8 protein-coding genes and 2 pseudogenes are annotated in these 8,725 nt (G+C 63.3%); 7 read left to right on the forward strand and 3 right to left on the reverse strand.

The window, feature by feature from the left end; genetic code table 11:
- The 5 genes and pseudogenes from WCB02_RS10200 to WCB02_RS10220 form a co-directional block, all read left to right on the forward strand.
- Positions 1-150: pseudogene (locus WCB02_RS10200) on the forward strand (chemotaxis protein CheW); the annotation flags it as partial.
- Positions 151-184: 34 nt separating this feature from the next.
- Positions 185-574 carry a response regulator gene (locus tag WCB02_RS10205; RefSeq protein ID WP_423957954.1) on the forward strand — a complete coding sequence of 130 codons (390 nt, stop codon included), beginning with the start codon at positions 185-187 and terminating at the stop codon, positions 572-574.
- A gap of 31 nt (positions 575-605) precedes the next feature.
- Complete coding sequence (locus WCB02_RS10210) at positions 606-1,487, forward strand: CheR family methyltransferase (RefSeq protein WP_423957956.1); 882 nt, start codon at positions 606-608, stop codon at positions 1,485-1,487.
- Positions 1,488-1,489: 2 nt separating this feature from the next.
- Entirely contained in the window at positions 1,490-1,813 is a 324-nt protein-coding gene (locus tag WCB02_RS10215) for a PilZ domain-containing protein (RefSeq protein ID WP_423957957.1), read from the forward strand.
- 134 nt (positions 1,814-1,947) lie between these two features.
- Positions 1,948-2,454, forward strand: coding sequence for a response regulator (locus WCB02_RS10220; protein ID WP_423957958.1), 507 nt, complete (start codon positions 1,948-1,950; stop codon positions 2,452-2,454).
- Positions 2,455-2,584: 130 nt separating this feature from the next.
- Here WCB02_RS10220 and WCB02_RS10225 read toward each other — a convergent pair whose 3' ends face one another.
- Complete coding sequence (locus WCB02_RS10225; RefSeq protein ID WP_423957959.1) at positions 2,585-2,950, reverse strand: hypothetical protein; 366 nt, start codon at positions 2,948-2,950, stop codon at positions 2,585-2,587.
- 151 nt (positions 2,951-3,101) lie between these two features.
- Here WCB02_RS10225 and WCB02_RS10230 point away from each other — a divergent pair, with 151 nt between their 5' ends.
- Positions 3,102-3,737: a response regulator transcription factor gene (locus WCB02_RS10230; RefSeq protein ID WP_423957961.1), complete on the forward strand. Its 636-nt coding sequence runs from the start codon at positions 3,102-3,104 to the stop codon at positions 3,735-3,737.
- A 63-nt stretch (positions 3,738-3,800) separates the two neighbouring features.
- On the opposite strand, the gene WCB02_RS10235 is transcribed toward WCB02_RS10230, so the two are convergent.
- Together WCB02_RS10235 and WCB02_RS10240 are read right to left on the reverse strand one after the other, a co-directional pair.
- Positions 3,801-7,280, reverse strand: coding sequence for a PAS domain S-box protein (locus tag WCB02_RS10235; RefSeq protein ID WP_423957964.1), 3,480 nt, complete (start codon positions 7,278-7,280; stop codon positions 3,801-3,803).
- Positions 7,281-7,377: 97 nt separating this feature from the next.
- Positions 7,378-7,827 (reverse strand): response regulator, encoded by a 450-nt coding sequence (locus WCB02_RS10240; RefSeq protein WP_423957962.1) that lies wholly within the window; start codon positions 7,825-7,827, stop codon positions 7,378-7,380.
- Positions 7,828-8,051: 224 nt separating this feature from the next.
- Here WCB02_RS10240 and WCB02_RS10245 point away from each other — a divergent pair.
- Positions 8,052-8,520, forward strand: a pseudogene (locus tag WCB02_RS10245) (methyl-accepting chemotaxis protein); the annotation flags it as partial.
- Positions 8,521-8,725 lie beyond the last annotated feature (205 nt).

An 8,725-nucleotide genomic window follows, 5' to 3' on the forward strand; every position in this document is an offset into this window, starting at 1 on the left:
GACGACGGCCGCGAGGAAAACCCCGTCAACCTCGATCCCCGCATGGCCAAGCTCGCCGGCGGCGTCCATCGCCTCGACGGACACCTCATGGTCGTCCTCGATGTCGATCGTGTTCTCGAACTCGCGGTCAAGCCTTCGCTGGCCGCTTAGCTGACTGCAACGTCCGACCTGGGAGAAGGCTGCAATGAGAACTTGTCTGGTAGTCGACGATTCGGCGGTGGTCCGAAAAATCGCTCGGCGCATTCTGGAAGAATTGGAATTCCAGATCGTCGAAGCCGAGGACGGCGCGCAAGCGCTGGAGGCCTGCAAGCGGGCGCTGCCAGAGGCGGTGCTGCTCGACTGGAACATGCCGAACATGGACGGCTACGAGTTTCTCGGCAATCTGCGCCGCATGCCCGGCGGCGAGGGGCCCAAGGTGGTGTTCTGCACCACCGAGAACGACATTGACCACATCTCGCGCGCGCTTGCAGCCGGCGCCAACGAGTACATCATGAAGCCGTTCGACAAGGACATCGTGGCCGCGAAATTTCAGGAAGCCGGTTTGATCCTGGCGACGTCTTCGGAAGCCCTCTGATCTTTTGCCTGCCTTTTTTGGGAGGTCGTCCGTGACCCCGCCCGACTATGAGTATTTGCGTAAGCTTCTCAAGGACCAGTCCGGTCTCGATTTGTCTGCCGACAAGCAATATCTGATCGAGAGCCGTTTGCTTCCACTGGCGCGCAAGGCGGGCGTGCCCGGTATCAGCGAGCTCGTGCAGAAATTGAAAAGCGGAGCTGCTGCGCTCGCGGCCCAGGTTGTCGAAGCGATGACCACCAACGAGACGTTCTTCTTCCGCGACAAGATTCCGTTCGATCATTTCCGCGAAGTCATCATGCCGGAGCTGTTGCGGGCGCGCGCCGGCCGCAAGAGCATCCGGATCTGGTGCGCTGCCGGTTCGACCGGACAGGAGCCGTACTCGCTCGCGATGTGCCTGAAGGAAATGGGCGCGGCACTCAATGGCTGGCGCGTCGAAATCCTTGCGACCGATCTGTCGCAGGAAGTGCTCGAGAAATCCAGGGCCGGCATCTATAGCCAGTTCGAGGTGCAGCGCGGGCTCGCAATTCAGATGCTGGTCAAATATTTCAAGCAGATCGGCGAGCTCTGGCAGATCAACCCCGACATTCGCGCGATGGTGCAGCATCGGCAGCTCAACCTGCTGCACGACTTTTCCGGCCTCGGTGTTTTCGACGTGATCTTCTGCCGGAACGTCCTGATCTATTTCGATCAGGAAACCAAGATGACGATTTTCAACCGCCTGGCCAAGGCCGTCGAGGCGGATGGATTTCTGGTACTCGGCGCAGCCGAAACCGTGGTCGGATTGACCGACGCGTTCAAGCCGTTTCCGGAACGGCGGGGGCTTTATCGGCCGAACGAGCAGCGCGCGGGATTTGCCAAGTTCAGGCCGCTCGAGGCGGCAGCGCCGAAGTTTTCTGCGATCGCGGGGCTTTAGCCATGTCAGAGGAAAACAAGGGTTCGGATCGCGTCACCTTCAGCCGCGGCTATGACGTCTGCATCATGGCGATCGACGGCACCTGGCGACGGGATTGTCAGTTGCGCGCGATCTCCGACAACGACGCCGTCCTGTTGTTGGAGGGCTCCATTCAAGGCCTCAACTTGAAAGAATTCTTTCTGCTGCTGTCGTCGACCGGGCTCGCCTATCGCCGCTGCGAGCTCGTTCGGGTGAATGGTTCGGAAATGGATATCCAGTTCCTCAAGGGCAAGAACAAGAAGAAGCGGGCCAATCCATCCAACAAGGATGCGATGCTGAGCGCCTGACGCGTTCCGCGGGCCCGCATCGGATACTTCTGCAAAATTTCTGAAGACGAGGTGCCGGATTTCATTGCTCCGGTTTACCTGCCCACAGCAGAGGTCGTGTATGCGTGGAGCGAAGAAATCCACCGGAGGCCACAATGCCCGTCAGTTCCAGTCCTTCGCCCGAATTGTCGGGCATGCCGGAGGGCAGTGAGCGGCGTGCGCTTCAGCTTCTGATCGTTGACGACGACGCGATGCAGCGCCGGCTGATCTCGATCGCCGCCAAGCAAGCTGGGCACGCGGTGACGCTGGCGCGATCATGCCGGGAAGCAATCGAGCACATTCGGAACGCGCGGTTCGATTGCGTTACGCTGGATCTGATGCTGGATGACGGCGACGGCACCCAGGTCCTGGCTGCGATGGCCGAGACGCGATTTGCCGGCACGGTGGTCGTGATCAGCGGCATGGACGCAGCCCATCGCAGCGCCGCGCGGTCTTATGCGAGGTCGCTCGGCGTCGATCTGCAAAGCCTGCCGAAGCCGGTTGATCTCGCCGCTTTGCGCATCTGTCTTGCGAACCTCGGCAAGACCGCGATGGGCCTGCCGGTGATCCACACCTGGGGCGGCGTGGTGGTTGATGGTGTCGCGGCGCGACACCGGCTCTGACGGATCGGCGCAGGCTTGGACGTTCGTTTCAGCGAGAGTCTGCGCCCTACCTCGATAGGGACGCGCGGCGACCTCGGCTCCGTGAAGAAAGAAAAGGCGTCAAAACATAGGCCGGAGTTTCCGTTCTGCTTCAATCGCAGCGGGAGGCTCTAGCTGACCAGGCGTGCGCGGCCAGACCGACCACCCCTGCCTGTCGCGGCGTGGGCTGCGGCGCCGTGTCGTCACGCAAAAGCCTGAGGGCGTCGGCAAGGCTCGCATCGCATTCGTGCAGCGCAGCATTCGCCTTCGCATAGCGCGGCATGACATCGTCAAGGACGAAGATATCGGCGGTATTTTCCTCGTTTCCGCCATAAGCTTCGCGCATAACCATCGTTTCGATCACCCCGATGCTGGCGCGCACCTGCGCGATCAGCTGTTCGAGGTTCGACGCGATCGCACCGAAGCTGTCGGTCCGGTTGTCATCTTGGTTCCGGACGCCTCCATTTGCCTTCCGCATGGAGCTTCTCCTTCTCTGCGGTGATAGTATCCATCGCGCTACTTGTGGGTTAAGCTCATGTCCCGTACAAATACGGTGGGTCGATTCTGCGCCGGGCGCTATATCGTTCGGTGAGTGCGCGTCATGTTTTACTCTTTGGGGACGATGGCACATGAATGAGAAACCAGCCTCCCGCGGCGAAATCTTCGTAGTTGATGATGATCCTGCCGTTCGCGATACGCTTTCGATGGTGTTGTCGGCCGGCGGATATCAGGTGATCTGCTTTGCGGATGGCGCCGCGCTACTTGCGGTGGCGCGCAGCCGCACCCCTTCCTGCATCCTGCTTGACGTTCACATTCCCGGGAAGTCCGGCCTCGATATCCTCAAGGAGCTGCACGGTGAGGACTATCCAGCGCCCATTTTCATGATCTCGGGTCAGGGCGACATCGCCATGGCGGTCAAGGCGATCAAGAACGGCGCTCTCGATTTCATCGAGAAGCCATTCCGCGGCAGCGAAATCGTGGCAAGACTGGATGAGGCGATCGGAGCCTATGCACGAAGGCAGGCAGAAAGCTCCGCCTCGAGCATCGCCTCGCTGCATTTTCCGGGGCGGGAGCCGCTCACGCGCCGTGAGCGTGAAGTGCTCGAGCAGTTCACCTCCGGCGCCTCCAACAAGGAAGCCGGACGAACTCTCGGGATCAGCCCGCGGACCATCGAGGATCACCGCGCCAACATCATGAAGAAGCTCGGCGCGCGGAACGCCGCGGACCTGGTGCGGATCGTGATGACCGCCCAACGCGCGTCCTGAGCGCACCAGGAGCACCTGCGGAAGGTTCAGGCGAGGCTGAGGAGGCGAAGCTGGCTGCCGGCTTCAGTTGTCGAGCGCCTTGCGGATCATTCTCGCCAGATCCGATTTGCGATAAGGCTTCGCGAGCAGCAGGACGCCCGAGTCGAGCCTGCCATGGTGGACCATCGCATCCTCGGTGTAGCCCGAGGTGAACAGCACCTTCAGATCCGGCCGCATTTTCGCGGCAGCGTCGGCGAGCTGACGGCCATTCATCGTGCCCGGCATGATCACATCCGTGAACAGCAGGTCGAAATTGTGTCCGGCCTGAATGATGGCAAGCGCCTCGGCCGCGTTCGCCGCGTCGCGCGCGACATAGCCGAGCGAATGCAATTGCGTCAGCACATAGTCGCGCACCAGCCTATCGTCCTCGACGACCAGGATGGTCTCGTGTCCGCCCTCGATCGTCGCGAAGCCGGTGGCTTCCGGTGCAAGCGAGGCCCCGCTGCCCGGCGGCAGGTACATCCTGATCGTGGTGCCGCGACCCTCTTCGCTGTAGATCTTGATGTGTCCCGCGGATTGCCTGATGAAGCCATACACCATGCTCAGGCCGAGGCCGGTGCCTTTGCCCGGGCCTTTCGATGTGAAGAACGGGTTGAACACCTTGTCGATGATCCCGGCGGGAATGCCCTTGCCGGTGTCGCTGACGGCGATCATGGCGTAGCGGCCGGGCCGAACGTCGTCGTGCATGGCCGCATAATCCTCGTCGATGTCGGCCGAGCCGGTCTCCAGGATGAGCTTGCCGCCGTCAGGCATCGCGTCGCGCGAGTTGAGCGCCAGGTTGAGAATTGCGGTCGCAAGCTGGTTGGGATCGACGATCGCAAGGCAGGCTTCCTCGTTGAAGACCGATTCGATTTCGATCTGCTCGCCGAGCGTCGGCCGCAGCAGCTTCGATGTGTCGATGATCAGCGTGTTGATGTCGATTTCGCGCGGGTCCAGCGGCTGTCGGCGCGCGAAGGCCAAAAGGTGCTGGGTCAGATCGGCGCCGCGCGCGGCCGCCTCGTCGATCATCCGGGTGATGGCGGCAAGCTGCGGTTCCTGTTCCACGGCATCGGCCAGGATTTCGATGGTTCCGGTGATGACGGTCAGGATATTATTGAAATCATGGGCGATGCCGCCGGTGAGTTGACCGATCGCCTCCATCTTCTCGGACTGCCGGATTCTCTCCTCCGCCGCGATCTTGTCGGTGAGGTCACGGAAAAATCCGTTGAACAGAAAGCCGCTTTGCGTCTTCAGCGCCGTGACGCTGAGCTCCGCCCGAAATTCCCGGCCGTCTCGCCGCCGGACCATGATTTCGCGGCGGCGTCCGAGAATCAGGCCTTGGCCCGAGTCCAGAAAACGGCCGAGCGCGGATTTGAGCTCGCCGTTGTCGTCGCCGGTCACGATCAGGTCGATCAGGTCCTTGCCGAGTACGTCCTTGCGCGACCATCCGAAGATCCTCTCGGCCTGCGAATTCCAGTCACGCGCGGCGCCGCTCTCGTCCATCTGGACGAACGCATCGAGCGCGGTCTCGATGATGTTGTGGGCCAGCTGCGCGCTCTCGCGCAGCGTCTGCTGCGCCAGCCGGCTTTCGGTCATGTCGCGGCCGACGAAGAAATGCCGCTTGACCGGCTCGGACCATGCGCCCATCCAGGACAGCGACACTGGCCGCCCGTCCTTGTGGATGTAGCGTAAATCGATGTCGCGCAGACGCTGCCCGTGCCGCGCCGCGCGCATCGTCGTGCGTCCAATGTCGAGGTCATCCGGATGGACGAAATTGACCGCGTCGCGGCCGATCATGTCTTCGGGCAGGTAACCCAGAATGATCTCGACGCTCGGGCTGACCTGAACGATCGTGCCCTTGGAATCCGAGATGATGATCAGGTCCTGGGAGGTTTCGAAGATGCGTCGCCGTTCCTCGATCTGCTGCCGCAGCGCCAGCTCGGTCTTGCGGCTTTCGGTGAGGTCGCGCGCTATCCTGGATGCGCCGATGATCTGTCCGGATGGAGATTTGATCGGCGATATCCCGAGCGAGACCTGGACCGGACTGCCGTCCTTGCGCAGCCGTACCGTCTCATGATGCTCGATCCTTTCGCCCCGGCTGATCCGGCGCAAAATCTCGTGCACCTCCGCCGTGCGCTCGGCAGGCACGATCAGATCGATCGCCTGGCCGACGGCGTCGTCCGCGGAATATCCGAACAGCCGTTCCGCCGCGGGATTCCAGCCGGTGATGGTGCCGTCGAGCGACTGGGTGATGATCGCGTCGTTCGACGACTGGACGGCGGCGCTGTAGAGCCGCTCGCGCGCGGCATGATGATCCCGCGCCGCCTCGGTGAAGCGGTGTTCACGGACCTCGCGTTCGAGCTCGGCGGCCTTGGCCTTGGTCTCGCTCATCACGCGCGCGAACGCCCGTGCCAGAACGCCGGTCTCGCCGCCGGCATCGATCGGGATGGCGACGGGATCGTCGCGGCCGATGCCTTCGACGGCTGCGGTCAATTGCTTGATCGGCCGGGTCAGCGAGCGCGCGATGATCACGGCCAGCGCCGCCGCGCACGTCATGGCGATGATCCCGACCAGCATCGAGGCGTCGCGGGTCGCGATCGTCGGCGCCATGAAGGCGTCGTTCGGCATCGTTTCGATCACCCCGATCCACTGCTTGCCGGCCAGTTTCGCGGGCGCGAACGCAGCGCCACCCAGCCGCCCCGCCTCATCGGTCACGATCTGCGCCGAGCCCTGCATCGAGCCGAGCAGCGAGGCAAAATACGGGAAATCCTTCCGCCAGTTCATGGGCGAGCCGACCTGCGAGCCGAATTCACAGGCCGGGTCGGGGTGGACGAGATAATCGCCATTGGCGCCGACCACGTAGATCTGCCCGCTCGGCCGCTGCAGCGACCGGATCAGGTCGAACACCGGGCGCATGTCGATATTCACCGTGACGATGCCGAACGGCTTGCCGTCCGGCGCCAGCACCGAGGCCGAGACCCGCAGGGTCGGTACATAGGGGATTTCAATGACGCCGTTCTCCTCGTTCAAGGCGACCGGCGAGACGTACATCTCGTCTTGGGGCAGCTTGAGCGTCTCGTCGAAGTAGGGTTCGTCGCCGACTCGCTGCAACTCGTCGTCCGGCACCACACGGATCGCGCGGTTTGGTCCGGACCGCTCGACGCGGAGGATTTCACGATGGCCGTCTTCGACCCCGATGAAGCGGAACTCCGAGTAGGACGGCTTGGCCCCGAGATAGGCGACCAGCCGGGTCAGCAGGCGCTCGCGCCAGGCCTGTTCGGAGAGGTGGTCGACCGGATCGATACCGCCGTTGACATGCGCGAGCACGATGCCGTGCGCCGCGGCGTGGGCGCGGAAGGTCGTCACATCGGCGCGGATTCCGCGGATATAGTACTGAAGATCGGCCGCGACGAGCTTGGAATGGGTCTCGACGCGATCGAGCACGCGCGGCAACAGCTCCTGCTCCTGGTTGCGGTAATTCAGCCATCCGACCGCGGTCACGGTGATCCCGACCAGCAGGATCATCGCGACCGCGAGCCTGGTGGCGAGCGTGATCCGTGTCGTGATACCGCGCGGCAGGCGCTTCGGCACGACGGGCGAGGCCGTCTCGGTATCCTCGGTATCAGTGGCGCGATGCAGCATCACGATCCGGCTTCGCGTCTCCAGCCGAATCGGCAAGACGATCGGCGTCACATTCCGCAAGGCAATCGGCTACCAGCGCCTGCAAGGCCGCCGGCTTGAAAGGCTTCGGCAGGCTGCGGACCGCGCCGAGCTTGGTTGCCATCATCAGGAAGTCCGGCTCCGGGCTGGGATCCGGCGTCGTTGGGCGGCCGGACATCGCGATGATCGGCAGCGTGGGCCGCCGCTGGCGGACCAGCCTCATGGTCTCAAACCCGTCCATGGCCGGCATGAAGATATCAAGCAGCAACAGGTCGAACCCGCCATGGTCGAGCGCCGCGAGCCCTTTGCGGCCATCACCGGCCACCACGACATCGTGGCCGGCCCGTTCCAGCAACAGCCTGATCGTGAGTTGCATGACAGGGTCGTCGTCGACGACCAATATCCTGGCCACGGTGCAATTCCCCCGCGCCGACGCGGAATCGTCGTCAGCGGTAATTCGTCGACCTTGTCCCGAATTCGACTGGTGCCGCAAGCGCTTTCCCGGGGAGGCGCCGTCGCATTCCCGCCAAAAAGCGATTGCCGGTCCGGGTTCCATATGCCCGATACTGGGTAGACAAATCGGGGAATGCCGTGCCGCGGCATCAGCCAAAGGTTGTAACGTGACCGCGATAGCCATCGCTCGCTGAGCAGACCGCCAAGTCAACGCACGAGATCGGCCAGCACGTCCGGCATCCCGAGCTCGACCGGCAACGCGGTCGCCTCGGTCAAACAGGTCGCCGGCGCAATGCGCCAGATCGACGAGGTGACCACCGCGATCGCGAGTGCCGTCGAGCAGCAGGGCGCCGCGACCCGCGAGATCTCGGAGAACGTGCATATGGCGGCGTCCGGCACCGAGCAGCTTGCGTCCAGTATCACCACCGTCAATGGCGCGATCGGCGAGACCAGCCGCTCCGCCGGCAATATCCGCAACGCCTCGGCCAGCGTCGCCACGGCCGCCGAGCGGCTTGCCGCCAAAGTGCAGACGTTCTTCGTCCGGCTGCGCACCGGTCCGTTCGACCGGCGCGAAGGCCACGATCCAGACTACAGCGGTCCCGAGCGTCGCGCGAACCCCGTTCGGAATTGGGGAAGCGGCAACGCCGCCTGATCTCGCGAGGGACTTGCCCGACCGGGACTGCCTGTGAGATGACCAGCAATGCCGTCTCGCAGGTGTCGTCATGACCGAACCAAAAATCAGGAAGACCCCGCAAGCGCTGCGCAGCGCGCGCTGGTTCGCGCCCGACGATTTGCGGGCTTTCGGCCACCGCTCCCGCGCGATGCAGATGGGCTATGCGCCGGACGAGTGGAAGGAC

Source organism: Bradyrhizobium sp., from assembly GCF_049581145.1.
In the GTDB taxonomy this organism is placed as follows: Bacteria; Pseudomonadota; Alphaproteobacteria; order Rhizobiales; family Xanthobacteraceae; genus Bradyrhizobium.